The 24,792-nt window shown below is 56.7% G+C and carries 22 protein-coding genes and 1 pseudogene; 14 read left to right on the forward strand and 9 right to left on the reverse strand.

Features of this window, described 5'->3' with window-relative positions; genetic code table 11:
- Window positions 1-213, forward strand: a pseudogene (locus tag GRPL_RS19305) (ATP-binding protein); the annotation flags it as partial.
- Window positions 214-305: 92 nt separating this feature from the next.
- Here the strand turns inward: GRPL_RS19305 and pckA are convergent.
- From pckA to GRPL_RS19280, 5 genes are all read right to left on the reverse strand, one after another.
- Entirely contained in the window at window positions 306-1,928 is a 1,623-nt protein-coding gene (gene pckA, locus GRPL_RS19300; RefSeq protein ID WP_032690447.1) for a phosphoenolpyruvate carboxykinase (ATP), read from the reverse strand.
- A 363-nt stretch (window positions 1,929-2,291) separates the two neighbouring features.
- On the reverse strand, window positions 2,292-3,170 hold the full coding sequence (gene hslO / locus GRPL_RS19295) for an Hsp33 family molecular chaperone HslO (protein ID WP_032690448.1): 879 nt from the start codon (window positions 3,168-3,170) through the stop codon (window positions 2,292-2,294).
- A gap of 46 nt (window positions 3,171-3,216) precedes the next feature.
- Window positions 3,217-3,618 carry a ribosome-associated heat shock protein Hsp15 gene (gene hslR / locus GRPL_RS19290; protein ID WP_032690449.1) on the reverse strand — a complete coding sequence of 134 codons (402 nt, stop codon included), beginning with the start codon at window positions 3,616-3,618 and terminating at the stop codon, window positions 3,217-3,219.
- A complete protein-coding gene (yrfG, locus tag GRPL_RS19285; RefSeq protein WP_032690450.1) occupies window positions 3,615-4,298 on the reverse strand; it encodes a GMP/IMP nucleotidase in 684 nt (227 codons plus the stop codon). Before yrfG ends, hslR begins: the two co-directional genes overlap by 4 nt.
- 59 nt (window positions 4,299-4,357) lie before the next feature.
- Entirely contained in the window at window positions 4,358-6,487 is a 2,130-nt protein-coding gene (locus GRPL_RS19280; protein WP_032698696.1) for an intracellular growth attenuator family protein, read from the reverse strand.
- 329 nt (window positions 6,488-6,816) lie between these two features.
- Between GRPL_RS19280 and nudE the strand changes: the two genes are divergently transcribed.
- Complete coding sequence (nudE, locus tag GRPL_RS19275) at window positions 6,817-7,377, forward strand: ADP compounds hydrolase NudE (RefSeq protein WP_032696898.1); 561 nt, start codon at window positions 6,817-6,819, stop codon at window positions 7,375-7,377.
- An 87-nt stretch (window positions 7,378-7,464) separates the two neighbouring features.
- Here the strand turns inward: nudE and mrcA are convergent, their stop codons facing one another.
- The gene (gene mrcA / locus GRPL_RS19270; RefSeq protein ID WP_032698697.1) at window positions 7,465-10,023 is read right to left on the reverse strand and encodes a peptidoglycan glycosyltransferase/peptidoglycan DD-transpeptidase MrcA; all 2,559 of its coding nucleotides are present in this window, start codon (window positions 10,021-10,023) and stop codon (window positions 7,465-7,467) included.
- Window positions 10,024-10,141: 118 nt separating this feature from the next.
- Between mrcA and GRPL_RS19265 the strand changes: the two genes are divergently transcribed.
- The 12 genes from GRPL_RS19265 to trpS all read left to right on the forward strand — a co-directional run bounded on the left by GRPL_RS19265 (window position 10,142) and on the right by trpS (window position 20,245).
- Window positions 10,142-10,927 carry a type IV pilus biogenesis protein PilM gene (locus GRPL_RS19265; RefSeq protein ID WP_032696896.1) on the forward strand — a complete coding sequence of 262 codons (786 nt, stop codon included), beginning with the start codon at window positions 10,142-10,144 and terminating at the stop codon, window positions 10,925-10,927.
- Window positions 10,928-10,929: 2 nt separating this feature from the next.
- Window positions 10,930-11,469, forward strand: coding sequence for a PilN domain-containing protein (locus tag GRPL_RS19260; protein ID WP_032698699.1), 540 nt, complete (start codon window positions 10,930-10,932; stop codon window positions 11,467-11,469).
- A 155-nt stretch (window positions 11,470-11,624) separates the two neighbouring features.
- On the forward strand, window positions 11,625-11,900 hold the full coding sequence (locus GRPL_RS28210) for a HofO family protein (protein WP_228134572.1): 276 nt from the start codon (window positions 11,625-11,627) through the stop codon (window positions 11,898-11,900).
- On the forward strand, window positions 11,890-12,279 hold the full coding sequence (locus GRPL_RS19255) for a HofP DNA utilization family protein (protein WP_032690457.1): 390 nt from the start codon (window positions 11,890-11,892) through the stop codon (window positions 12,277-12,279). The genes GRPL_RS28210 and GRPL_RS19255 overlap by 11 nt, the downstream gene beginning before the upstream one ends.
- Window positions 12,218-13,456, forward strand: coding sequence for a DNA uptake porin HofQ (hofQ, locus tag GRPL_RS19250; protein ID WP_032690458.1), 1,239 nt, complete (start codon window positions 12,218-12,220; stop codon window positions 13,454-13,456). The genes GRPL_RS19255 and hofQ overlap by 62 nt, the downstream gene beginning before the upstream one ends.
- Before the next feature lie 393 nt (window positions 13,457-13,849).
- Window positions 13,850-14,371 carry a shikimate kinase AroK gene (gene aroK, locus GRPL_RS19245; RefSeq protein WP_004868452.1) on the forward strand — a complete coding sequence of 174 codons (522 nt, stop codon included), beginning with the start codon at window positions 13,850-13,852 and terminating at the stop codon, window positions 14,369-14,371.
- 55 nt (window positions 14,372-14,426) lie between these two features.
- Window positions 14,427-15,521 carry a 3-dehydroquinate synthase gene (gene aroB / locus GRPL_RS19240; protein WP_032698701.1) on the forward strand — a complete coding sequence of 365 codons (1,095 nt, stop codon included), beginning with the start codon at window positions 14,427-14,429 and terminating at the stop codon, window positions 15,519-15,521.
- A gap of 84 nt (window positions 15,522-15,605) precedes the next feature.
- The gene (damX, locus tag GRPL_RS19235; RefSeq protein WP_032698703.1) at window positions 15,606-16,898 is read left to right on the forward strand and encodes a cell division protein DamX; all 1,293 of its coding nucleotides are present in this window, start codon (window positions 15,606-15,608) and stop codon (window positions 16,896-16,898) included.
- 77 nt (window positions 16,899-16,975) lie between these two features.
- Window positions 16,976-17,800, forward strand: coding sequence for an adenine-specific DNA-methyltransferase (dam, locus tag GRPL_RS19230; protein ID WP_032690461.1), 825 nt, complete (start codon window positions 16,976-16,978; stop codon window positions 17,798-17,800).
- 16 nt (window positions 17,801-17,816) lie between these two features.
- Complete coding sequence (rpe, locus tag GRPL_RS19225; RefSeq protein WP_004868444.1) at window positions 17,817-18,494, forward strand: ribulose-phosphate 3-epimerase; 678 nt, start codon at window positions 17,817-17,819, stop codon at window positions 18,492-18,494.
- Complete coding sequence (gph, locus tag GRPL_RS19220) at window positions 18,487-19,248, forward strand: phosphoglycolate phosphatase (protein ID WP_032696894.1); 762 nt, start codon at window positions 18,487-18,489, stop codon at window positions 19,246-19,248. Before rpe ends, gph begins: the two co-directional genes overlap by 8 nt.
- Window positions 19,241-20,245 carry a tryptophan--tRNA ligase gene (gene trpS, locus GRPL_RS19215; RefSeq protein WP_032696893.1) on the forward strand — a complete coding sequence of 335 codons (1,005 nt, stop codon included), beginning with the start codon at window positions 19,241-19,243 and terminating at the stop codon, window positions 20,243-20,245. The genes gph and trpS overlap by 8 nt, the downstream gene beginning before the upstream one ends.
- A 120-nt stretch (window positions 20,246-20,365) precedes the next feature.
- Here trpS and cysG read toward each other — a convergent pair whose 3' ends face one another.
- From cysG to nirB, 3 genes are all read right to left on the reverse strand, one after another.
- Window positions 20,366-21,739, reverse strand: coding sequence for a siroheme synthase CysG (gene cysG / locus GRPL_RS19210; protein ID WP_032690464.1), 1,374 nt, complete (start codon window positions 21,737-21,739; stop codon window positions 20,366-20,368).
- A 155-nt stretch (window positions 21,740-21,894) separates the two neighbouring features.
- Window positions 21,895-22,221 carry a nitrite reductase small subunit NirD gene (nirD, locus tag GRPL_RS19205; protein WP_004868437.1) on the reverse strand — a complete coding sequence of 109 codons (327 nt, stop codon included), beginning with the start codon at window positions 22,219-22,221 and terminating at the stop codon, window positions 21,895-21,897.
- Complete coding sequence (gene nirB / locus GRPL_RS19200; protein WP_004868435.1) at window positions 22,218-24,761, reverse strand: nitrite reductase large subunit NirB; 2,544 nt, start codon at window positions 24,759-24,761, stop codon at window positions 22,218-22,220. Before nirB ends, nirD begins: the two co-directional genes overlap by 4 nt.
- Window positions 24,762-24,792: the final 31 nt, after the last annotated feature.

A 24,792-nucleotide genomic window follows, 5' to 3' on the forward strand; every position in this document is an offset into this window, starting at 1 on the left:
CGAGCATCTGTTCCAGCCGTTGTGCGTGGCGATAGCGCCCGCAGCACCAGCGGTACCGGGCTGGGACTGGCGATTGTGCAGCGTATTATCGATAACCATAACGGTCGCCTGGAGATTGGCTCCAGCGAGCGGGGCGGGCTGTTAATTCGCGCCTGGCTGCCGGTTCCGGTTCAACGTGCGTTAATGCCGACGAAACAGAGCAAAGAGAGTTAAGCGGCCGCTCGCGGCCGCCTGAATCGCGCGAGTCGGCGCGAGAGCATAAAAAAAGCCGGGCATTGCCCGGCTTATTCTTTATGGATACACGGTTAGCGTTTCGGACCGGCAGCGACCAGCGCGGCGCCCGCTGGCGTATCGGTGTACTTCTCGAAGTTCTCTACGAACAGCTTCGCCAGCTGCTCGGCCTTCTCCTGCCACTGCTCTGGCGAACCGTAGGTGTTGCGCGGGTCGAGGATGTGCGTATCGACACCTGGCAGCGAGATTGGGATCTGCAAATCGAACATCGGCAGCGTGAAGGTTTCCGCATCGTCCAGCGACCCGTCAAGAATGGCGTCGATAATGGCGCGAGTATCTTTAATCGAGATACGTTTGCCGGTGCCATTCCAGCCGGTGTTGACCAGATAAGCCTGCGCGCCGGACGCCTGCATGCGCTTCACCAGGACTTCCGCATACTGCGTCGGGTGCAGCGACAAAAACGCGGCGCCGAAGCAGGCGGAGAAGGTTGGCGTCGGCTCGGTGACGCCACGCTCGGTACCGGCCAGTTTAGCGGTAAAGCCAGAGAGGAAGTGATACTGGGTCTGATCTGCCGTCAGGCGCGATACCGGCGGCAGTACGCCGAATGCATCCGCGGTCAGGAAGATAACTTTGGTGGCATGGCCCGCTTTCGAGATCGGCTTAACGATGTTCTCGATATGATCGATCGGGTAGGAGACACGGGTGTTCTCGGTTTTCGAACCATCGTCGAAATCAATCGTGCCGTCCGCGCGAACCACCACGTTTTCCAGCAGCGCATCACGACGAATCGCGTGATAGATATCTGGCTCTGCGGCTTCGGAGAGTTTAATGGTCTTGGCATAGCAGCCGCCTTCGAAGTTGAAGACGCCATCGTCATCCCAGCCGTGCTCGTCATCGCCGATCAGGCGGCGTTTCGGATCGGTGGAAAGGGTGGTTTTGCCGGTGCCGGAGAGGCCAAAGAAGACCGCCACGTCGCCTTTCTCGCCGACGTTAGCGGAACAGTGCATCGACGCGATACCCTGCAGCGGCAGCAGGTAGTTCATGATAGAGAACATCCCTTTCTTCATTTCGCCGCCGTACCAGGTCCCGCCGATCAGCTGGATCCGCTCCGTCAGGTTGAAGGCAACGAAGTTTTCAGAGTTGAGTCCCTGCTCCTTCCACTGCGGGTTGGTGCATTTGGCGCCGTTCATCACGATGAAATCCGGCTTAAAGTTGGCCAGTTCTTCATCGCCTGGGCGAATAAACATGTTCTTGACGAAGTGTGCCTGCCAGGCCACTTCGGTAATGAAGCGTACGCTCAGACGTGTGTCGGCATTGGCGCCGCAGAACGCATCAACGATGAACAGACGCTTGCCGGAAAGCTGATGAGTGACCAGATCTTTCAGGTGCTGCCAGGTTTCCTGAGAGAGCGGTTTGTTGTCGTTTTTACCGTTGCCTTTATCAGACCACCACACGGTATCGCGAGTTGTATCGTCACGAACGATATATTTATCTTTCGGCGAGCGACCGGTAAAAATACCGGTATCGACGGCGATCGCTCCCAGATTGGTTAGTACGCCGCGCTCATACCCTTCCAGAGTGGGATCGAGTTCTTCTTGATACAACGTATCGTAACTAGGGTTGTGGACGATATCCTGGACGTCATTGATACCATAAGCCTTGAGATCCTGCGGGGTTAAACCATTATTAACGCGCATGTCACTGCTCCTTAGCCAATAATATATACTGCTTTAAATTGTAGGGGTTCTTTCGGGGTATAGACCGCGACCAGGCTCATAGATTTACGTATCTCGACAAACGCCTTACTTACGAAAAACACGGTGACTCCTGTCACGAAACATGCGTGATTATCTCAGGAAATTGGCCGTTGGTGGGGATAGATGTTTCTTATTGGTTAAAAAGTAATTAAAAAAACTGCTGAATTGTGAATGTAATCGCTTTCTTGAAAGAAAATTACGTAACTCTTTCAGTGAAAATCGATTCATCACGCGAGGAAATGTTTGACAACAGGCGCGGCGGAGGCTGAAAACCTCCGCCGCGAGCTCTGGCGGACAGGATTATCAGTGAACCTGCGGGTCAGCCGGAGAGGCATTATTGCGAATCTCGGCGATATCCATGGCGTTGAAGAGATAATGATTGCCGCAGTAATCGCAGTGCATATCAATTTCCCCTTCGTCTGCGAGAATGCTGTCGATCTCTTCATCCGGCAGCGTTTTCAGCGCCCCGGCGCAGCGTTCGCGGGAACAGGTACATTTAAATTCCACATTCTGCGGATCGTACACGGTCACTTCTTCTTCGTGATACAGACGCCACAGGACGTCAGTGGCAGAGAGGGTGAACAGCTCCTCGGCTTTGATGGTCTCAGTGAGCGTAGCCAGATGTTCGAAATCATTGGCCTGGGTCTCTTGTGCCGGCATGACCTGAAGCAGCATGCCGCCCGCCATCGGTTTCCCTTCATGTTCGCCGGTGCGAATGATAAGGCGCGTCGGCAACTGTTCTGAGCGCTGGAAATAATCTTCCAGGCAAGCCGCCAGGGTGTCGCCTTCCAGACCGACCACGCCCTGATAGCGCTCACCTTCATCCGGTGAAATGGTGATGACCAGGTACCCGTTACCGACCAGCGTTTTCAGGTCCGCATCTTCCGGAATATCGCCCTGAGTCCGCGCTACGCCGCGCAGCTGCTGCTGATTCGTCCCGTTGATAACCGCCAGAGACAGAGGACCATCGCCCTGCAGCTGCACGGTGATATCGCCGGCAAACTTCAGCGTGGCGGTCAGCAGGCTGGTGGCGACGAGCAGCTCTGCCAGCACGGTTTTGACCGGCTGCGGGTAGCTGTGGTTCGCCAGAATCTGTTCCAGGGTTTCCGAGACGGTAACCAGTTCACCGCGTACGGCATAGTTTTCAAACAGATAACGATGTAATTGATCGTGTTGAGTCATAATGGTCTCTCTTGCTGGCAACAGCGGTGCCTACAGGTATAGGCGGTTACTCACTGTCGCCGTGTTTAAATCTCATCAGGTCGCGGCGTTCTTTCTTGTCCGGACGTCTGTCGGGATGCGGCATGGTCAGCGCGTTCATTTTGCGCGCCAGCGCCATTTTCTCGCGTTTCTCGATGCTCTCTGCCGTCTCTTCATACAACGCGACGGCTTCACTGGCAGGTCGGCGCTGTTCCGTTATCCCTTTGACCAGCAGGGTACGTTCGTCGTTGCCCTGGCGTAGCGTCAGGGTGGCGCCCTGTTCAACGACTTTACCCGGCTTGCTGCGTTGGCCGTTGTAATGCACCTTGCCGCCTTCAATCATCTCGCGCGCCAGCGCACGGGTTTTATAAATGCGGGCTGCCCAAAGCCATTTGTCCAGCCTGACGGCTTCGACGGGCTTCTCTTTCATGGCCTCTCCTTTAGGGTCAGCGAAGGGATCAGGCGCCGGTAGTCGTTCAGTCCCGGATGGCGGGCATAGCTTTTTTCCGCCAGTCCGGAATCCGGATTCGTGACGCCCAGGCAGTAACGAATACCAAACTGAGCCGCGGCATCGAGAATCGCCTCGCTATCGTCAACAAAGAGCGTTTTGCGCGCATCGAAGCCGGTTTCTTCCGCTACCGCACGCCACAGACGCTGATCTTCTTTCGGATAACCAAATGTGTGGGTAGAAAGCAATAAATCAAGGTGTGCGTCGAGACCGGTATGTTCAAGCTTTACCGCCAGATTGTGCGGATGGGCGTTGGTCAGCAGGATGCGCCGCTTGCCGCTGGCCTTGAGGGCATCAAGGAACGGGACGGTATCTTCACGCAGCGCCGCTCGCGGCCCCTGCTCGCTGGTCATCGCACGAATATCCAAATTCAGGCGCTCGCTCCAGTAGTCCAGACAGTACCAGTTTAGCGTATGCTGCACCGCGTGATACTCCTGGTGCATCGCCTCTTTGGCCTCCTGCAGGTTGAGGCCACGTGCCGCCCCCCAGGTTTCCGGCACCAGCTTTTGCCAGAAATAGTTGTCGAAGGCGAGGTCGAGCAGCGTGCCATCCATATCCAGCAGAACGGTATCAACCTCCTGCCAGGCGATATCAAAATGCATGGTGAGTCTCCAGCGAGGGGAAATGCGCGACAGGGTATCACACCCCGCCGCGCAGGGAATTACTCTTGATGTTCCGGCGAGGGGATGAGTACCGGATTCAGACAGCTTTCATAGTATTTCTGAATATCTTCCATTCGCTGGCGATGACGCTGGTAGCGACGAATCGTCAGGATCCCGTGCCACGACAAGCAGCCCAGCATGGTCAGCAGAAGCAGCGTCGTCCCCAGATAGCGCCACAGACCTGAACGGTCCGGAATGCGATGCAGGTTGATGTGCTGCGTGCCATTGGCATCGGTATAGAGATTGGTAACAATCCCCTCGGCGTGGAATGGCGTATGCATCAGCATTCTGGCCAGCCGCTGCAGTTCGCCCCACTGTTCATGCGCCGGATAGTCATACAAGCTGGTGGTCGGCCACGGCTGATTTACCAGATCGCTGCCTTCGTCACTGACAATCAGGAAACCGCCGGGAGCCGGACTGTTAAGGGCCTGCGCTGCGCGTGAGGTCTCACGAATGACAAACGGTGCCGTTGAGGTGGTCACCAGATTTTCCAGCGACTCGGCGCTTACCGGGCGCAGCAGAACGTTGACGCCATCCAGCTTGCCCGAGTTGGCGCGTTTGGTCAGCGCTTCCCAGTTACGCGTATTGCCCAGGTTAACCAGCGCGTTTTTCAAACGGGTGCAGTCATCTTTTGCCGCGCACAGGTTGTTGGTTTTAATGACGATATCGCCAAAATCATCCAGCAGCACCATCCCTGATTTCTGAATCGCCGAGCGTAGCGCGGGGCTGACGTGCGAATCATCGTCCGGATCGGGATGTAGCTGGCGCTGCACGGATTGCATCAGCGCCGTGGCTTTGCTGACGACGTCGGACTCCGGGAGCGGTAGGGGAGGCGCGCCATTCCAGATGATCTGCGAGCAATCAAACGGCATAAACGGCGAGTTCTCTTTCGCCGTCCAGGTATCCGGCGAGTGGATATTGCAGGTTCCGGTACCTTTCAATCGCAGCGTATCGCCAAGACGAACCTGCGACTTCTCCAGTTGGGCGACGGTGGTCGCTTCAATGGTTTGCGCCCCTTTCAGCCACGAAAGCGTAAACTTAAACGGCATATTCAACGGTACGCTGGCCCACAGCATCACCACCACCAGCAGTGCGCCGGTGGCGATAATGGCGCTACGCAGCCAGTACTGAAGCGGGAAGTGTTTCACTTCATCGTGCAACGACAGGAAGCGGCCCTGGCGCACGACGTGACGGCTGAGATAGATATCGATATCCGTCTGCTGGCCGAGATCCTGGGCAATCCAGGGCTGCCAGTGGCGCGGATAGATCAGATCGATAATCCCCAGGGAGATATTATTGATATGCTCCTGGTCATTTTCGCCAAACAGACCCCAGCGTTTGGGCATCCCGCGCAGGCAGTGGATCTCCCGGAGCGCCGTTTTACGCGGCGGCGCGTAGATCCCCCACAGGCCCGCAGCCAGTAACAGCAGCCCGCCGAGCATTAGCCACGGGGTAAACACGTAGGGGCTTATCAGGCTGAAGTAAAACAGCAGGAACGAGGTGACGATAAAGATCGCTTCACGCAGCCCATCCGGCCGACTCAGCGCGTATTCCTCAGCCGTTTCCTGGCGAATACTTAACAGCTCGATCTGCTCGCTCTCTTCCCCGCGGATTGACGCCTGGGTTGACGACGCCCGTTCAAGGGCGTAACCGCGGCTCTCCTGCGGGTAGTCGCTGAGCGCGTGGCCATTGAGCGCAATGACCAGCGGCAGGCTGTCGGTGGGTATCAGCTCAACGCTATTTTCGTCATTGATATACTGCTCCCAGAAGGGCGGCAGATGCACCTCCACCGAGTCGAGGAAGTAGCGCCATTTGTTCGGGTCATCGGTGGTAATGCCATAGCGCGTAATGGCGCGGGTCACCGTGAAGACGGTATCGCTCTGTTGAGTGAGAGACAGTGCGGCAGGGGCAACGCTTGCCCCCGATGCCGGCATCTGTCGGGCGTGGTTGAGACCTTCAAGGTACTTTTCCACCGCGCGGCGTTCTTGCTCAGAAAGCTTGCGGGTGACGGCATCGCTAAAGGCATGCAGGAGGGGGAGGCGGCGACGTCTGGCATGCGATCGATACCACCACCCGATAAGCAATGCGCAGATTAGCAGAGCTGTGAAAGAAATCAGAAAGGTGCCCATGCCCATCCCATCGTAGTTATTCTTTTCTTACAGGTGTCTTTAGTTGCTTAACACTTTGCGTGAACCTGCAGTGTGCTCTCGGCAGATAGCGTATGTATACGGGAAAATTTATTGTGCGATACAGCAGCATACAAGCTTATCAAAATCGTTAAAATCCAGGAATCAGTAAATTCTCAAAAACATTTCAACCTATTGACTTTTTTATCTTTCTGATTCTCGTGTTTTGGGCGTGCAAGTTGCAACTATGTAAATAAGTGGCGAATTGAATTGCCGAAACCGTGCTGCGTATCGCACAATGACTTCTGGAATCACAGCATAGATCGATAACAATGAGCAAATCATTACAAAAACCCACCATTCTCAATGTTGAAACAGTAGCGCGTTCGCGTCTTTTTAACGTTGAAAGCGTGGACCTGGAATTCAGCAACGGCGTGCGTCGCGTTTATGAACGCATGCGCCCTTCGACGCGTGAAGCCGTGATGATTGTACCGATTGTCGATGACCATCTCATTCTGATTCGTGAATATGCCGTTGGCACCGAATCTTATGAGCTTGGGTTTTCTAAAGGGCTGATTGATCCGGGCGAAACCGTTATGGAAGCCGCGAACCGTGAGCTGAAAGAAGAGGTCGGTTTCGGCGCGAATAAGCTGACGTTCCTGAAAAAACTGAGCATGGCACCGTCCTATTTCTCCAGCAAGATGAATATCCTGGTGGCTGAAGATCTGTACCCGGAATCGCTGCCTGGCGATGAGCCGGAACCCTTACCGCAGGTACGCTGGCCGCTGTCGCAGCTGATGACGCTGTTGGATGATGAAGATTTTAATGAAGCGCGCAACGTCAGCGCCCTGTTTTTGGTCCGCGAGTGGCTGCGGGCTCAGGGACGCTTGTAGACTGCCCGACGCCTTGCCAGACATCTGGCCTGCAACCATGGCCTGCAAACAGAAGCAGAAAAAAAGCGCCCGCAGGCGCTTTTTTTATCAGAACAATTCGTGGGTCTCACCGCCACCATCGGTGATGGTGGTCCCCACTTCATGCACCGCCTGATGGGTCGGCTGTGTGCCGTCAATGAAGTATTCGGCGCGGCTGTTACCACCGCTTGCCAACTGGCCGGTGCTGCGGTCGATATTGACCGTTACCACGCCAGGCGGCGGGGTTAATGGCTCTTCAGGTACGCCTTCCAGCACGCGTTTCATAAAGTCATCCCAGGCTGGCTGGGCGCTTTTGGCTCCCCCCTCATAGCCAGAGATCTGATCTTTAATCGCCCCGGATGCGGTGGTTCGCCCCAGATCGCGGCGGTGATCGTCAAAACCAATCCATACCGACGTCACGACACCCGGACCATAACCGGAGAACCACGCATCTTTTGAACTGTTGGTGGTCCCCGTTTTACCGCCGATATCGTGGCGCTGCAGATCGCGACCGGCGCGCCAGCCGGTCCCCATCCAGCCCGGTTCGCCGAAGATGTTACTGTTCAGGGCGCTTTTAATCAGGAATGACAGCGGCGTGCTGATCACATGCGGCGCGTATTCCGGGGCGCCGGTTTGCGCTACCAGCGCCTGGTTGACCTGTTCAAGCTCTGGCTGCGGCGGCAGCGCGGAGTTCTGCGGTGTTGCAGAGGTCGCGACATCTTCGACATCTTTATTTTCCAGCACGTCGGATTTCGGCGTATCGCCGTAAATTACCGGCAGGTTGCACTGCGGACAGGCAACTTTAGGCCGCTCTTCAAAGATCACGCCGCCCTGATCGGTCTCGATTTTGCTGATAAAGAACGGCGTTACCAGGAAGCCGCCGTTGGCCATCACCGAATAACCGCGCGCAACCTGCAGCGGCGTAAAGGATGCGGACCCCAGCGCCAGCGACTCGGTATGCACGATATTCCCCGCCGGGAAACCGAAACGCTGTAGATACTCCGCCGCGTAATCCACGCCCATGGCACGCATGGCGCGAACCATCACGACGTTCTTCGACTGCCCCAGTCCCTGACGCAAGCGAATCGGGCCGGCGTACTGCGGCGGGGAGTTTTTCGGCTGCCAGTCGGAACCTGCGCCGGCGTCCCAACGGGAAATCGGCACATCGTTAAGCATACTGGCCAGCGTCAGGCCTTTATCCATCGCCGCAGTGTAGAGGAACGGCTTAATGTTTGAGCCTACCTGGCGCAGGGCCTGGGTCGCGCGGTTGAATTTACTTTGATTGAAGTCGAACCCGCCGACCAGGGCGATAATGGCGCCGTTCTGCGGGTTAATGGAAACCAACGCCGAGTTTACATCCGGTACCTGCGACAACCACCAGCTGTCGCCGACCTGACGGACCCAAACCTGCTGCCCGGACTGCAGGACATCGGTGACTTTCCGCGGAGTCGCTCCTTGCTGGGTATCGGAGATAAAGCGACGCGCCCAGCGGACGCCCTCCATGTTCAGCGTGACCGACGTTCCATTACTTAATAATGCGACCGCTTCCTGGGGATTTGCCGAGGTAATTACCGCCGGAGCAAGCGGCCCGTAGCCGGGCAGGCTTTTCAGCGATGCGATGATTTTCGCGTGATCCCAGGGCGTTTCGCCCACTTTCCACAGCACGTTGGCCGGGCCGCGGTAGCCATGGCGCATATCGTAATCCAGCACGTTATTGCGGACGGCCTGCTGAGCAGACTGCTGGTTTTTACGCGTGATAGTGGTGTAAACGCGATAGCCATCTTCATACGCCTGTTCGCCATAGCGGTTAACCATCTCCTGGCGCACCATTTCACTGAGATAAGGTGCCGAGAAGGCGATTTCCGGTGCGTGGTAGCGGGCGTCAATGGCTTCGTTGCGCGCCTGATCGTATTGCGCCTGCGTGATATAGCCTTCGCTCAGCATACGTGCCAGAACAACGTTGCGACGCGCGGTCGCGCGGTCCATGGAATAGAGCGGGTTAAATGTCGATGGTGCTTTAGGCAGGCCAGCGATAACGGCCATTTCGCTCAGGCTAAGCTGGTCGATAGATTTACCAAAGTAAACCTGCGCCGCCGCGCCGACGCCATAGGCGCGGTAGCCGAGATAGATTTTATTCAGGTACAGCTCAAGGATTTCGTCTTTATTCAGCAACTGCTCGATGCGAATCGCCAGGAAGGCCTCTTTGATCTTACGCATCAGCGTCTTCTCTGGGCTCAGGAAGAAGTTACGCGCTAACTGCTGGGTGATCGTACTGGCGCCCTGTGAGGCATGGCCTGAGAACATGGCAACGCTGGCTGCACGAAAAATACCGACTGGATCGACGCCGTGATGCTCATAGAAACGACTATCTTCGGTGGCAATAAACGCTTTGATCAGCTCGGGCGGCATTTGCTGCAACGTGACGGGAATACGGCGTTTCTCGCCATACTGCGCAATAAGCTCACCATCCGCGCTATAGACCTGCATCGGGATCTGCAAACGCACATCCTTCAAGGTCGCGACGTCAGGGAGTTGCGGCTCAATATATTTATAGAGGCCAAAAACCGAGCCTGCTCCCAGCAGTACGCAACAGACTGCAAGGATCAATAGATACTTTACGAACTTCACCGGAGATTTCCCATTAAGTTTAATTTGGGCAGTTTATAAACAAACGCGCGGTAGTATAAAGGCAAGCCTGGTGCATTGATAGAGTCGAGCCGTAATGGCGGACAAGGAGATCGTAAGCATGGCTTTCAGCAACTGGCGAATCGGGATGCATATTCAACAGGACGCAATCGTGCTGGTCGCACTGCGCTATGCGCGTTCCCGCTGGGCGTTATGCCGCTGGTGGGACATCGAACTGGCGCCCGGCATCGTGCGTCATGGCATGGTGGTTGACGTGACTGCGCTGGCTGAACGGTTGCAGAACTGGCGGCGGGAACTGCCTTTGCAACATCAGGTCAGCATTGCGTTTCCGGCCAGCCGAACGCTACAAAAGCAGCTGCCGCGTCCGCAGCTGTCTCTGAGCGACAGGGAGCGGGCAACCTGGATAGCCAGCGTGATGGCGCAACAGCTGGAGATGCCCGCCGCCTCGCTGTGCGTCGATTATTCCGCCGCGCCGGCAAATAACGCGTGGCGGGTGACGGCGGCACAACGCCTGGATATCGACGTTCTGCGTCAGCTCGCCGCCCGCCTGAAGCTGAGCATCGCAGGCATTGTCCCGGATGCCAGCGCGCTGGCGGCGTTCCTCCCCTGGTTACCCTCTGGCTCGCAAGGCCTGGCGTGGCGCAACGAGCCTCATTGGCTGTGGGCAACTCGGGAGGGCTGGGGCAGTTTGCCGTGCGCTGAAGCCTCTTCGTTTTCACAACTCTCCCGGCTTATCGATGCCCAATCACTCCAGCGCTGCGCCACGCGTTCTGGCGATGAGACCGCTTTTGACCCCTGGCGCGTGATTCATCGCCTGCAACCACCGCTGCCGAGCTGTGGAGACCGCTATGCCGTGGCGATTGCGCTGGCGTTAGGAGGGCGATAACGATGACGACGGCGGTGAATTTTTTGCCATGGCGTGAAGCGCGTCGCCGCCAGCAGCTGCGTGTCGCGCTGCTGTACGCGGTGGGGTTTCTACTGCTCTTGCTGACGATGGCTCAGGTTAACCGGGCTGAGCGTCACGCGGTTGAGGCGCTGGCGGCGGTGAGAACCGCGGCTGAAAACCAGCTCTGGTCCGCACTCCGTCAGCGCGAAAGCATGATGCTGGAGCGACAGCAGCAAGCACAGCGGCTGCGGCTGAGACAGCAAAGAAGGGCATTAACCGAGGCCTGGCGGCCCCGATTGCAGGCAATCGCCGCGCAACTACCGGAGCAGGCCTGGTTAACCCGGCTGGAGTATCAGCGCGATACCCTGATGTTGAGCGGTCTGGCGCTGAATCTTAATGCCGTGGCGGGGCTGGAAAAAGCGCTGGGTGCGGTTGCCGGGTTCAAACCGGCCAAAGCCGGTGAAACGCGCCGCGGTGAGTCGGGGCGCTGGCAGTTTCGCTTTTCCCTGAGCGGAGAGCACGCTGATGCAGGCACTCATTGAACGTGGAATGACGGCATTGTTTTCTCTGCGTGGCGGGCGGCTCGCGCTGCCGATTATTCTGGGGCTGCTCGTGGTGATTTTTTCGGCTGTCGGCTTCGCCTCCACCGACAGAAACCGACGGACATCTCCGGCTGCGTCAGCAGTGGCTTCGGTTAATGCCGCTGCAGACTGCCTTGCAAAATGTCCTTCCTGATGAGCAACAGCGCTCGCTGTTCTCGCCGGTTGCGCTGCCGGTATCAGGCGCCATGCTGGTGACCTGGCGCCCGTCGGGGCATGGCGGTGAGCTGCTGCTGGAGGCCAGCTGGCAGGCGGTCCCGCCGCTGTTTTCCTGGCTGGCGGAGTGCGGGATGCGCGTAACGGGCTTTTCGCTGCGTCCGGAAAAAGAGGCACTGCTGATGACGTTACAGCTGGAGGCCGAAGATGTGGGGTAAGGGTTGGCGCTTTCTATGGCTGTTGCCGCTTTCGCTACCATTGCTGGCCGGCGATCGCGATCCGTTTCTGCCTCCGGAGGATCGCTGCCAGACGGCACAGCTGGCGCAATGGCGCTATGGTGGCGCGGTCGGTCATCCGCAATATTGGGTGGGTTATTTACTGGACCATCGTAACCAATGGCTACGGGTGCGACAAGATGACGCTTTGCCGGGGGGCTGGCGAATCCATGTGCTGACGGCGGAGCGAATTGAAATAACAACAGGGCCTGGATGCGAACCTGCGCATTGGGAATGGCTGCGGGAAAAAGGAGCAAAAAATGATGCGATGGATAAGCCTGCTGTTTCTACTGTTGCCAGCGCTAGCGGCGGCAAAAAATGAGCAACTCGTGTCGCTGGTGGTTGATGATGTGCCGGTAGCCCAGGTGCTGCAAACGCTGGCCGAGATGCAGCAAAAAAATCTGGTCGTAGCGCCTGACGTCAGCGGTACGGTGTCGCTTCATCTGAAAAACGTTCCCTGGCAGCAGGCATTGCGCGCGGTGATTGATAGCGCCGGGCTGATGTATAACCAGCAGGGCACGGTCCTGCATGTGCATACGCTGGGCTGGCAAAATGCGCGGCAGGCGCAACAAGAGGCGGCGCGCGCGAAGCAATTGCAGAATCTGCCTTTGCAAAGGCATAGCGTGATGCTGCAGCATGCCGATGCGAGCGAGCTGGCAAAGTCCGGGGACAAATTGCTCAGCGCCCGGGGCAGCCTGACGGTGGATAAACGCACCAATCGACTGTTCATTCACGACGATGCCGCGCATCTGTCGACGTTGACAGCGTGGGCCCAGGAGATGGATCTGCCGGTCGGTCAGGTCGAACTGGCGGCACATATCGTCTCGATGAGTGAAACCAGCCTGCGTGAACTTGGGGTGAAATGGAGCATGGCCGAAGCCAGCAGCGCGCCGGGTTCCGGTAAGCTGACGACCTTAAGCAGCCATCAGGCGGTGAACGATGCCAGCACTCGCGTGGGGTTTAATATCGGTCGTCTGAGCGGGCGATTGCTGGAGCTGGAGCTTTCGGCGCTGGAGCAAAAACAGCAGGTGGAAATCATCGCCAGCCCGCGTTTGCTGGCTTCTCATATGCAGCCTGCCAGCATCAAGCAGGGTAGCGAAATTCCCTATCAGGTCTCCAGCGGGGAAAGCGGCGCAACATCGGTTGAGTTTAAAGAGGCGGTTCTGGGAATGGAGGTCACGCCAACGGTTCTGCAACAGAATCGCGTGCGCCTGAAGCTACGCATTACTGAGAATACGCCAGGTCAGGTTCTGAAGCAGGAAAACGGCGAAGCGTTGGCTATCGATAAACAGGAAATTGAGACGCAGGTTGAAGTTAAAAGCGGCGAAACGCTGGCTCTGGGCGGAATCTTTTCGCAAAAAAAGAAATCTGCCCGCGACAGTATTCCGCTACTGGGTGACATTCCGCTGCTCGGCCAGCTGTTTCGTCGCGACGGTAAAGATAACGAACGGCGCGAACTGGTTGTCTTCATTACCCCACGAATTCTGGCAGTGCATTAAGCGGTTTTTCTTGCTAAACACGTTTCAGGTGTTTGACGTGAGGACGGATTTAGCATACAAGGGGTACCGATTTGAGAGTCGGGTTCGGCATCAATCCTCCCTTTTTGTCCGGTGATTTATCCACACGATCATTCAGGATGCGTCGAGGCGGTAAGCTGGTTTACCCCCAGAAACATAGATAACTATGCACCTGGAGGCGGATAAGTGCAGCCGACGGCGAGGTAGTTTGAATAATGACGAGTATATTCAGTTGCCAAACCTGCCTGAGTATTGAGATAATTTTTAGTCTGACTCTCGCTCTATTGCATATGAGGTTTCAGTTCATGTCCTGCTGCGCTGGGTATTCGCGAAGCGGGTTTACCATTAACGAATAGTCTTAGTAGTACCGAAAAAATGGCAGAGAAACGCAATATCTTTCTGGTTGGGCCTATGGGTGCCGGCAAAAGCACTATTGGGCGCCAGTTAGCCCAACAGCTCAATATGGAATTTTACGATTCTGATCAAGAGATTGAGAAACGCACTGGCGCAGATGTGGGCTGGGTTTTCGATGTCGAAGGTGAAGACGGCTTCCGCGACCGTGAAGAAAAGATCATCAATGAGTTGACGGAAAAACAGGGAATTGTGCTGGCGACTGGCGGCGGCTCTGTGAAATCCCGTGAAACGCGTAACCGTCTCTCCGCCCGCGGCGTGGTGGTGTACCTGGAAACAACGATCGAAAAGCAGCTTGCCCGTACGCAGCGCGATAAAAAGCGTCCTCTATTACAAGTTGAAGCGCCGCCTCGCGAAGTTCTTGAAGCGTTGGCCGACGAACGCAACCCACTGTATGAAGAGATTGCTGACGTCACTATCCGTACCGACGATCAGAGCGCAAAAGTAGTGGCAAACCAGATTATTCATATGCTGGAAAGCAATTGATTCTGGCTTAATAAAGAGCGTCAGAGTAAAAAGCAACTGAGGTGGACGTCGCGTTATGGAGAGGCTTACTGTAACCCTCGGGGAACGTAGTTACCCGATTACCATCGCGGCTGGTTTGTTTAACGATCCAGCTTCCTTCCAGCCACTGAAATCAGGCGACCAGGTTATGCTGGTCACCAATGAAACGCTGGCGCCGCTTTATCTGGATAACGTTCGCTCTGTACTGGAGCAGGCGGGGGTTAACGTAGATAGCGTCATTCTACCCGACGGCGAGCAGTACAAAAGCCTGACGGTGATGGACTCCGTCTTTACCGCTTTACTGAAAAAACCGCACGGCCGTGACACCACTCTGGTGGCGCTCGGCGGTGGCGTGGTCGGTGATCTAACCGGCTTTGCTGCGGCTAGCTATCAGCGCGGCGTGCGTTTTATCCAGGTTCCAACCACCCTGCTGTCGCAGGTGGACTCTTCGGTCGGCGGTAAGACGGCCGTCAATCACCCTCTTGGTAAAAACATGATTGGTGCCTTCTGGCAGCCGGTTTCCGTGGTCGTCGATCTCAACTGTCTTAAGACGTTGCCGGCCCGTGAACTCTCTTCCGGACTGGCCGAAGTGATCAAGTACGGCATTATCCTCGACGGTGAATTCTTCAGCTGGCTGGAAAGCAATATCGATGCGCTGATGGCGCTTGATGAGAAGGCGATGGCGTACTGTATTCGTCGTTGCTGTGAGCTGAAAGCCGAAGTTGTTGCTGCCGACGAGCGCGAAACCGGGTTACGTGCTTTACTCAATCTTGGGCATACTTTTGGTCATGCTATTGAAGCCGAAATGGGCTACGGTAACTGGCTACACGGTGAAGCCGTTGCTGCCGGTATGGTGATGGCTGCGCATACGTCCGAGCGATTAGGGCAGTTCAGCGCACAGGATACACAGCGTATCGTGACGCTGCTGCAGCGTGCGGGCTTGCCGGTACGTGGGCCGCAGGAGATGACTGCGCAGGCGTATCTGCCCCACATGATGCGTGATAAAAAGGTGCTGGCAGGCGAGATGCGGCTGGTGCTACCGCTGGCAATAGGGAAAAGCGAAGTTCGCGGCGGAGTGTCGCATGATGTAGTTCTTGGCGCGATTGCTGATACACAGCTAGCGCAACAATAAGAAGGTCTAGCCGCGTCCGCGCGGCGTTATCATTTCAGGTGACATGCAATAGTCGTGAGCATAAGCCTTTTAGTGGGGTGTTAAATGGATGAATTAAAACCAGAAGATGATCTGAAAGCCGATCGCAGCGATCGTCGTACTGGTCGTTCCCGTCAATCTTCCGAGCGCGATAGCGATCCGCAGATCAATTTTGATGATGTCGATCTTGATGCGGACGACAGCCGTCCGACGCGCGCCAGCAAAGCACGCCGTGAGCGCGATGAAGAAGAGTATGAAGCGGACGTAGAGTCTGAAGAAGACGAAGAGTCCGAAGAGCAGCAGGTTGAGCGTCGTCCGCGCAAGCGTAAGAAAGCGCCCGCGAAGCCAGCCTCCCGCCAGTATATTATGATGGGGGTGGGGATTCTCGTGCTGCTGCTGCTGATCGTCGGCATTGGCTCTGCACTGAAGTCGCCATCCTCTTCCAGTGAACAAACCGCGTCAGGCGAGAAGAGCATTAACCTGTCAGGCGATCAGTCTGACAATGGACAGTCTGGCAATGGCCAGCCTGCCGCTCAGGACCAGACAACGGCAAACAACGCGCAGCAGGATGTTTCTCTGCCGCCGATCGCCTCTAACCCGACTCAGGGCCAGACTGCCGCTGAGCCGCAGGGACAGCAGCGTGTTGAAGTACAGGGCGATCTGAATAATGCCTTGACTCAGCAGCAGGGCCAGATTGACAGCGCCGTAGCGAACTCTACGCTGCCGACTGAACCGGCAACCGTTGCTCCTGTCCGTAATGGCGCCGCCCCGCGTCAGGCAACAACTGAACGTCAGACTGCCGCCGCTCCGCGTCCGGTAGAGCGTAAGCATACGGTGATTGAGCCGAAACCAGTGGCGAAAGCCCCGGTTGAAGCGAAACCGGTTCAGCCGAAGCGTGTTGAAAGCACTGCCGCGGCCGCGCCGGTGAAAGCGCCTGTCACTCAGCCGAGCAAACCTGTTGCCACCGCACAGACAACTAAGCCGGCTCCGACGACAACGACAACCGCGACCGCACCAGCGGCTACCGCTGCGGCGACGGCGGCTCCGGCTGCGACTGCCGGGGGTAAAACTGCCGGTGATGTCAGCTCGATGAAAGCGGCGCCGTCGGGTAACTACACTCTGCAACTCAGCAGCTCCTCCAACTACAACAACCTGAATAGCTGGGCGAAGAAAGAGAAGCTGGATAAATATGTCGTCTACGAGACCACGCGTAACGGTCAGCCATGGTATGTACTGGTCAGCGGTATCTACGCTTCGAAAGATGAAGCGAAGCGTGCTGTTGCCACTCTGCCAGCGGATGTGCAGGCGAAAAACCCGTGGGCGAAACCGCTGCATCAGGTTCAGGCTGATCTGAAGTAAGTGCGGTGTAGTCTTAAGCGCAGGGTGCTGTCGGAGCTTTCTCCACAGCCGGAGAATGTGGTAATTAGTTAGGCAGCATGAAAAAGAATCGCGCTTTTCTGAAATGGGCAGGGGGGAAATACCCCCTGCTTGACGATATAAAGAAACACTTGCCGCAAGGCGATTGTCTGATTGAGCCCTTTGTGGGCGCAGGGTCGGTATTTCTGAATACCGACTTTTCTCGTTATATTCTGGCGGACATCAACAGCGACCTGATCGGTCTTTACAACATCGTTAAATTGCAGACGGATGAGTATGTTGCGGCGGCGCGTGAAATGTTTACGCCTGAGAATAACGCGGCAGAGCAGTACTATCAGTTCCGTACTGAATTCAATCAAAGTCAGGATCCGCTGCGTCGTGCGGTGCTGTTCCTGTATCTGAACCGCCATGGTTACAATGGCCTGTGTCGCTATAATCTGCGCGGCGAATTTAACGTACCGTTCGGCCGTTATAAGAAGCCCTACTTCCCGGAAGCTGAGCTGTATCATTTTGCCCAGAAGGCGCAGAATGCGTACTTCTACTGCGAGTCGTATGCCGACAGCATGGCGCGCGCGGACGGTTCTTCGGTGGTCTATTGCGATCCTCCGTATGCGCCATTGTCGTCTACCGCCAATTTTACGGCCTATCATACGAACAGCTTTAACGCCGAGCAGCAGGCCCATCTGGCGCAGCTGGCGGAGAACCTGCTGGAACAGCGGGTTCCGGTTCTGATTTCCAACCACGATACCGCGCTCACGCGCGAATGGTATCGTCAGGCTAAACTGCATGTCGTCAAAGTTCGACGCAGTATCAGCAGCAACGGTGGTACACGAAAGAAGGTGGACGAGCTTCTGGCTCTTTACCGTCCGCCCAAGACTAAATAATTTCAAGGAGATGCGGATGAAGCAGTATTTGATTGCCCCTTCGATTCTGTCGGCTGATTTTGCCCGCCTGGGCGAGGATACCGCCAAAGCGCTGGCTGCAGGTGCGGACGTTGTGCACTTTGACGTGATGGACAACCACTACGTGCCGAATCTGACCATCGGCCCTATGGTGCTGAAAGCACTACGCAACTATGGCATCACCGCCCCGATCGACGTGCACCTGATGGTGAAACCGGTCGACCGCATCATCCCTGATTTCGCCGCGGCGGGCGCCAGCATTATCACCTTCCATCCGGAAGCCTCTGAGCACGTCGATCGCAGCCTGCAGCTCATCAAAGAACATGGCTGTAAAGCCGGTCTGGTGTTTAACCCGGCCACGCCGCTGAGTTACCTTGATTATGTGATGGATAAGCTGGACGTTATCCTGCTGATGTCCGTTAACCCAGGTTTCGGCGGTCAGTCCTTCATCCCCCAGACGCTGGATAAACTGCGCGAAGTGCGCCAGCGCATCGATGCGTCGGGTTATGACATTCGTCTGGAAGTCGACGGCGGCGTGAAGGTCAGCAATATTGCGGACATTGCGGCGGCAGGCGCAGATATGTTTGTTGCCGGCTCCGCGATATTCGACCGTCCTGACTACAAGGAGGTTATTGATCAAATGCGTAGTGAATTAGCAAAGGTTAGTCATGGATAAATTACACTCTGTTCGCGGTGTCGCCTTTGACCTTGACGGCACGCTGGTCGACAGCGCACCGGGTTTGACGGCTGCGGTTGATAGCGCGCTCTATGCGCTGGAGCTGCCGATGGCGGGCGAGGCGCGCGTCGTAACCTGGATCGGCAACGGTGCGGATGTTCTGATGGAGCGGGCCCTGAGCTGGGCGCGTCAGGAACGCGCAACCCAGCGTGCTGCAATGGGGAAACCCTCCGTCGATCATGACGATATTCCACGGGCAGAGCAGCTGATGGTGCTGCGTAAGCTGTTCGATCGCTACTATGCTGAAGCGGCGGAAGAAGGCAGTTTTCTGTTCCCGGCAGTGGCTGATACGCTTGGCGCACTACATGCGAAAGGCCTGCCGCTGGCGCTGGTGACCAACAAGCCGACGCCGTTCGTTGCGCCAATTCTGGCAGCGTTGGATATCGCGAAATATTTTACGGTCGTCATCGGTGGCGATGATGTGAAGAATAAAAAACCACATCCGGATCCGCTGCTGCTTGTGGCGCAGAAGCTGGGTCTGGCGCCTGCTGAGCTGCTGTTCGTTGGCGATTCACGTAATGATATTCAGGCGGCTAAAGCCGCTGGCTGCAGCTCTGTCGGACTGACCTACGGGTATAACTACGGCGAGTCGATCGCGCTCAGCGAACCGGACTACATCTTCGACCAATTTAATGAACTCTTGCCCGCTCTCGGGCTACCGTACAGTGAAACTCAGGAATTGAAAAATGACTAAGCCCATCGTTTTTAGTGGCGCACAGCCCTCAGGTGAATTGACCATTGGCAACTATATGGGTGCGCTGCGTCAATGGGTGAGCATGCAGGATGATTATCACTGCATCTACTGCATCGTGGATTTGCATGCCATCACCGCGCGTCAGGATCCTGAGAAACTGCGTAAAGCGACGCTGGATACTCTGGCGCTTTACCTGGCATGTGGTATCGACCCGGAGAAAAGCACCATCTTCGTTCAGTCGCACGTGCCGGAACACGCACAGCTGGGCTGGGCGCTGAACTGCTACACCTATTTCGGTGAACTGAGCCGGATGACTCAGTTCAAAGACAAATCTGCGCGCTATTCGGAAAACATTAACGCCGGTCTGTTTGACTATCCGGTGCTGATGGCGGCGGACATTCTGCTGTATCAGACCAACCAGGTTCCGGTTGGCGAAGATCAGAAACAGCACCTGGAGCTGAGCCGCGATATCGCGCAGCGCTTCAACGCTCTTTACGGCGAGGTGTTTAAAGTGCCTGAGCCGTTTATTCCTGCATCCGGTGCCCGCGTGATGTCCTTGCTTGAACCGACAAAGAAAATGTCCAAGTCAGACGACAACCGCAATAACGTGATCGGTCTGCTGGAAGACCCGAAATCGGTGGTGAAAAAGATCAAGCGCGCCGTGACGGACTCCGATGAGCCGCCTGTTGTCCGCTATGACCAGCAGAATAAAGCCGGTGTCTCCAACCTGCTGGATATTCTTTCCGGGGTTACCGGTCAGAGCATCGCGGAGCTGGAGCAGCATTTCGAAGGCAAAATGTATGGTCACCTGAAAGGCGAAGTGGCTGATGCGGTGTCCGGTATGCTGCTGGAGCTGCAGGAGCGCTATAACCGCTTCCGTAACGACGAAGCGTTCCTCAATCAGGTGATGAAAGACGGGGCTGAAAAAGCCAGCGCTCGTGCGTCGCAAACGCTGAAAGCAGTCTATGAAGCCATTGGTTTTGTGGCTAAGCCGTAAGCGATAGCCGGACGATAAACAGAAAAGGGCGGGTAAATCCCGCCCTTTTGCATGTTAAGCGTATGCGACGTTTGCCGGTCAGTTTCTCAGCATTCGCGAGCTGAACCCGGAACGTCAGTATCAGTGATGTGAGAACCAGTTCAGCTTGTCGCGCAGGCTGACCACGCGGCCAACGATAATCAGCGCCGGGCTGGCCATCTGCTGCGCCAGAATATCCAGCTGATCTAAGGTGCCGGCGACCACTCTTTGGCTGACCGCCGTACCGTTTTCAACGATAGCCGCGGGCATATCCGCCGCCATGCCGTGAGCAATCAGGTTCTCCCGGATAGCAGAGGCCTGGTTCAGCCCCATATAAAACACCAGCGTCTGCTTCTCTACCGCCAGGTTTTCCCAATCCAGCTCGCCGCCGGTCTTCAGATGGCCGGTGATCAGGCGGACGCCCTGGGCGAAATCGCGATGGGTCAACGGGATACCTGAATAGGCGGAACAGCCTGAAGCCGCGGTAATTCCTGGCACCACCGAGAAGGGGATTCCGGCGTTGCACAGGGTTTCCAGCTCTTCGCCGCCGCGGCCAAAAATAAAGGGATCGCCGCCTTTCAGGCGCACCACGCGACGTCCGTTCTGCGCCTCGCGCAGCAGGATCTGGTTAATCTCTTCCTGGGGTACGCAGTGATAGCCCGCGCGTTTGCCGACGAAAATCCGATCGGCGTCGCGACGTACCAGATTCATAATGTCGTCAGAAACCAGACGGTCATACACCACGACGTCCGCCTGCTGAATCTGCTGGAGCCCTTTGAGGGTCAGCAGCCCGGCATCGCCGGGACCGGCGCCGACCAGCACCACTTCGCCACGATGATCCAGCGGCTCCGTTAACAGTTGCTCGGTAGTATCGGCAACGGCCTGGCGGTCTTCATTGGCCAGCGATTGCGCCAGACGGTCGTTGACGAACAACTTTTCCCAGAAACGTCGACGTTCGCCGACCGTCGCAAACTGTTTTTTCACCCGCGAACGCAGCTGGCCGGCATAGTGGGCCAGCTGGCCTAAGTGGAGCGGCAGAATCGACTCCAGCTTTTCCCGCAGCAGCCGCGCCAGCACCGGTGAGGTACCGCCAGAGGAGACGGCGACCATCAGCGGCGAGCGGTCAATGATCGACGGCATAATAAAACTGGCCTGCTGCGGCGCATCCACCACGTTACAGAATATCCGCCGTGCCTCTGCCGCGTCGCTGACCCGCTGATTGACATCCTCATCGTCGGTGGCGGCGATGGCCAGCCAGCAGGTGTCGAGAAGCGCCGGGTTAAACGGCGCTTGCACCAGGGTCAGCATCTGCGAATCAGCCCACGCATGGAACTGCGGCGAGAACACCAGCGCGTTGACCGTGACTCTGGCGCCGGCATCAAGCAGCAGGCGTGCCTTGCGTTCGGCAACATCACCGCCGCCGACCAGTAAGCAGTCGCGGCCGCGCAGCTGACAGAAAATAGGTAAGTGATCCACGGAACATCCTCGCAGCAAGCAGTGGGAGAGGGGTAAGCGGTCGTAGCATAGCAGCAGAGGGTTAGCACAATATACGATTTTTCGGGCGCCTACCGCTTAGTTGGCATAAGAAGAAAATATGGTTCCCGCCGGAGCGCGGCGGGAACCTCAGGGCATCATGCCTTCAGCTGAACGTTGCCGTCTTTCACGCGCGCATCGAAATGTGCAATGGAGTGGCTTGCATCTTCCATGCACAGGCCGTCGCGCAGACGGAAGCGCTGTTTCTTCAATGGGCTGGCGACCCACAGCTCACCCTCATGTTCAGCAATGATGCCTCGCGACAGCACGCTGGCGTTGAAGAACGGGTCGATATTGCTGATCGCATAGACCCGATCGTCATGGTAAGGCCGGAACAGGGCGACCTGCTGCTGGCCCAGCAGCGCACAGACGCCGGTTGCAGGCAGAATATCGTCAATCTTGCAGATGTTTACCCACTGGCTCATGCGTTCTCCTCCACCAGAGTGACCGGGATACGCTCATACGGCGTTGCCGGACGGTGCTGCTCGCGTTCCGGTACGACCTGTACATTCGGGTCGCGCTGGTTGCTGTTGATAAAATGTTTGAAGCGGGTTTGTGCCGCCGGATTGTTGACCGTCTCGGTCCACTCGCAGGCGACAGCGGCACGCAGACGCGCCAGCTCTTCTTCCAGGTGGGCGTTCAGGCCCAGCTTGTCGTCGATAATGACGCTACGCAGGTAGTCGATGCCGCCTTCCATGTTGTCTAACCACGGCGCGGTACGCGTCAGCTTATCGGCGGTACGGATATAGAACATCATAAAGCGATCGAGATAGCTGAGCAGCGTTTCGCGATCGAGATCGGCGGCCAGCAGGTCGGCGTGGCGCGGCTTCATCCCGCCGTTCCCGCAGACGTACAGGTTCCAGCCTTTCTCGGTAGCGATAATGCCGACGTCTTTCCCCTGCGCTTCCGCACATTCACGGGTGCAGCCGGAGACGCCAAACTTCATTTTGTGCGGCGTACGGATGCCTTTGTAGCGGTTTTCCAGCTCGACGCCGAAGCCCACGCTGTCGCCGACGCCGTAGCGGCACCAGGTGCTGCCGACGCAGGTTTTCGCCATACGCAGCGCTTTGGCATACGCGTGGCCGGTTTCGAAGCCCGCTTCAATCAGCTGACGCCAGATTTCCGGCAGGTCGTCTTTTTGTGCGCCGAACAGGCCGATACGCTGTGAACCGGTGATTTTAGTGTAGAGGTTATATTCGCGCGCGATGCGCCCTACGGCCACCAGGCCTTCCGGCGTAATTTCGCCGCCGGCGGAGCGCGGGATAACCGAATAGGTCCCGTCTTTCTGGATGTTGGCGAGGAAATTATCGTTCGTGTCCTGCAGCGGCGTATGCTGAGGCTTGAGAATGTACTCATTCCAGCAGGAGGCCAACAGCGAGCCAACGGTCGGTTTACACACTTCGCAGCCGTAGCCTTTTCCGTGTTTCGCCAGCAGCTCTTCGAAGGTTTTAATCCCTTCTACGCGAATCAGGTGGAACAGCTCCTGGCGGGAGTAGGCAAAGTGTTCGCACAGATTGTGGTTCACTTCGATCCCCTGTTTCGCCAGCTCCGCGTTCAGCACCTGGGTCACCAGCGGAATACAGCCGCCGCAGCCGGTACCGGCTTTGGTTTCTGCTTTCAGCGCGGCGACGGTATGGCAGCCTTTGTTGATGGCGGAAATCAGCATCCCTTTGGTCACGTCGAAGCAGGAACAGATTTGCGCGCTGTCCGGCAGTTTATCGACGCCGATTGACGGCTTACCGCTGCCTGCGTGTGCCGGCAGAATCAGCGAGTCCGGGTTTTCCGGCAGTTCAATGCCGTTGAGCACCAGCTGCAGCAGATTGCCGTAATCGCTGGTGTCACCGACCAGCACCGCGCCAAGCAGAGTTTTATTGTCTTCGCTGACGATCAGTCGTTTGTAGACTTCTTTGCTTTCATCAAGATAGACGTAGCTGCGGGCGCCAGGCGTGCGGCCATGCGCATCGCCGATGCCGCCCACGTCAACGCCAAGCAGCTTCAGTTTAGCGCTGAGATCGGCCCCGATGAAGCGGTTGTCGTTGCCGAGGAGATGGTCGACGGTCACCTGGGCCATTTTATAACCCGGCGCCACCAGACCGTAGACGCGGTTGTTCCAGCTGGCGCATTCGCCGATAGCATAGATATCCGGATCGGAAGTCTGGCAGGTGTCATTGACCACGATACCGCCGCGCTGCGCCACGGCCAGACCGCACTGGGTCGCCAGCTTGTCGCGTGGACGAATACCGGTGGAGAAGACGATAAAATCGACCTGCAGCTCGCTGCCATCGGCGAACTGCATGGTTTTTCTGGCCTCGCTGCCCTGCTGGACAATCTCTTTGGTGTTTTTGCTGGTATGGACCTTCACGCCCATACTTTCGATTTTACGCTTGAGCTGCTCGCCACCCATATTATCCAGCTGTTCGGCCATCAGCATGGGCGCAAATTCGATGACGTGGGTTTCCACGCCGAGGTTCTTCAGCGCGCCGGCAGCTTCGAGGCCCAGCAGGCCGCCGCCGACTACGGCGCCGCGTTTGCTGCGACGCGCGCAGGATTCAATCGCGTTCAGATCTTCAATGGTGCGGTACACAAAGCAGTCCTGAGTGTCCGCGCCTTTGATTGGCGGGATCCACGGATAGGAGCCCGTCGCCATCACCAGCTTGTCGTAAAATACGGTGCGTCCCGCGCTGGAGTGAATCACTTTCTCCTGGCGGTTAATGGTAATAGCGCGTTCACCGATCAGGACTTTAACGCCATGTTTCTCGTAAAAACCTTCACGGACCAGCGAGAGCTCTTCGGCGGTGTGATGGGAGAAGTAAGACGACAGGTGGACGCGGTCGTAAGCGATACGGGGTTCTTCACAGAACACGGTAATGTCGAACTGTCCGGCAGGCGCCTTATCAAGAAGCTCTTCGATAAAGCGATGGCCAACCATGCCGTTACCGATAATAGCGATTCTGACTTTGCTCATTTTTGCCTCGATTTCTTTTCTATTACCGCCT

Origin of the sequence: Klebsiella planticola ATCC 33531 (assembly GCF_000735435.1) — a bacterium.
Lineage (GTDB): Bacteria > Pseudomonadota > Gammaproteobacteria > Enterobacterales > Enterobacteriaceae > Klebsiella > Klebsiella planticola.

Bases quoted from the DNA above. Each gene is read 5' to 3' on its own strand.
- pckA (WP_032690447.1), bottom strand. From the start codon at position 1,928: ATGCGCGTTAATAATGGTTTAACCCCGCAGGATCTCAAGGCTTATGGT.
- hslO (WP_032690448.1), bottom strand. From the start codon at position 3,170: ATGACTCAACACGATCAATTACATCGTTATCTGTTTGAAAACTATGCC.
- hslR (WP_032690449.1), bottom strand. From the start codon at position 3,618: ATGAAAGAGAAGCCCGTCGAAGCCGTCAGGCTGGACAAATGGCTTTGG.
- yrfG (WP_032690450.1), bottom strand. From the start codon at position 4,298: ATGCATTTTGATATCGCCTGGCAGGAGGTTGATACCGTTCTGCTGGAT.
- GRPL_RS19280 (WP_032698696.1), bottom strand. From the start codon at position 6,487: ATGGGCACCTTTCTGATTTCTTTCACAGCTCTGCTAATCTGCGCATTG.
- nudE (WP_032696898.1), top strand. From the start codon at position 6,817: ATGAGCAAATCATTACAAAAACCCACCATTCTCAATGTTGAAACAGTA.
- GRPL_RS19265 (WP_032696896.1), top strand. From the start codon at position 10,142: ATGGCTTTCAGCAACTGGCGAATCGGGATGCATATTCAACAGGACGCA.
- GRPL_RS19260 (WP_032698699.1), top strand. From the start codon at position 10,930: ATGACGACGGCGGTGAATTTTTTGCCATGGCGTGAAGCGCGTCGCCGC.
- GRPL_RS28210 (WP_228134572.1), top strand. From the start codon at position 11,625: ATGCCGCTGCAGACTGCCTTGCAAAATGTCCTTCCTGATGAGCAACAG.
- GRPL_RS19255 (WP_032690457.1), top strand. From the start codon at position 11,890: ATGTGGGGTAAGGGTTGGCGCTTTCTATGGCTGTTGCCGCTTTCGCTA.
- hofQ (WP_032690458.1), top strand. From the start codon at position 12,218: ATGATGCGATGGATAAGCCTGCTGTTTCTACTGTTGCCAGCGCTAGCG.
- aroK (WP_004868452.1), top strand. From the start codon at position 13,850: ATGGCAGAGAAACGCAATATCTTTCTGGTTGGGCCTATGGGTGCCGGC.
- aroB (WP_032698701.1), top strand. From the start codon at position 14,427: ATGGAGAGGCTTACTGTAACCCTCGGGGAACGTAGTTACCCGATTACC.
- damX (WP_032698703.1), top strand. From the start codon at position 15,606: ATGGATGAATTAAAACCAGAAGATGATCTGAAAGCCGATCGCAGCGAT.
- dam (WP_032690461.1), top strand. From the start codon at position 16,976: ATGAAAAAGAATCGCGCTTTTCTGAAATGGGCAGGGGGGAAATACCCC.
- rpe (WP_004868444.1), top strand. From the start codon at position 17,817: ATGAAGCAGTATTTGATTGCCCCTTCGATTCTGTCGGCTGATTTTGCC.
- gph (WP_032696894.1), top strand. From the start codon at position 18,487: ATGGATAAATTACACTCTGTTCGCGGTGTCGCCTTTGACCTTGACGGC.
- trpS (WP_032696893.1), top strand. From the start codon at position 19,241: ATGACTAAGCCCATCGTTTTTAGTGGCGCACAGCCCTCAGGTGAATTG.
- nirD (WP_004868437.1), bottom strand. From the start codon at position 22,221: ATGAGCCAGTGGGTAAACATCTGCAAGATTGACGATATTCTGCCTGCA.
- nirB (WP_004868435.1), bottom strand. From the start codon at position 24,761: ATGAGCAAAGTCAGAATCGCTATTATCGGTAACGGCATGGTTGGCCAT.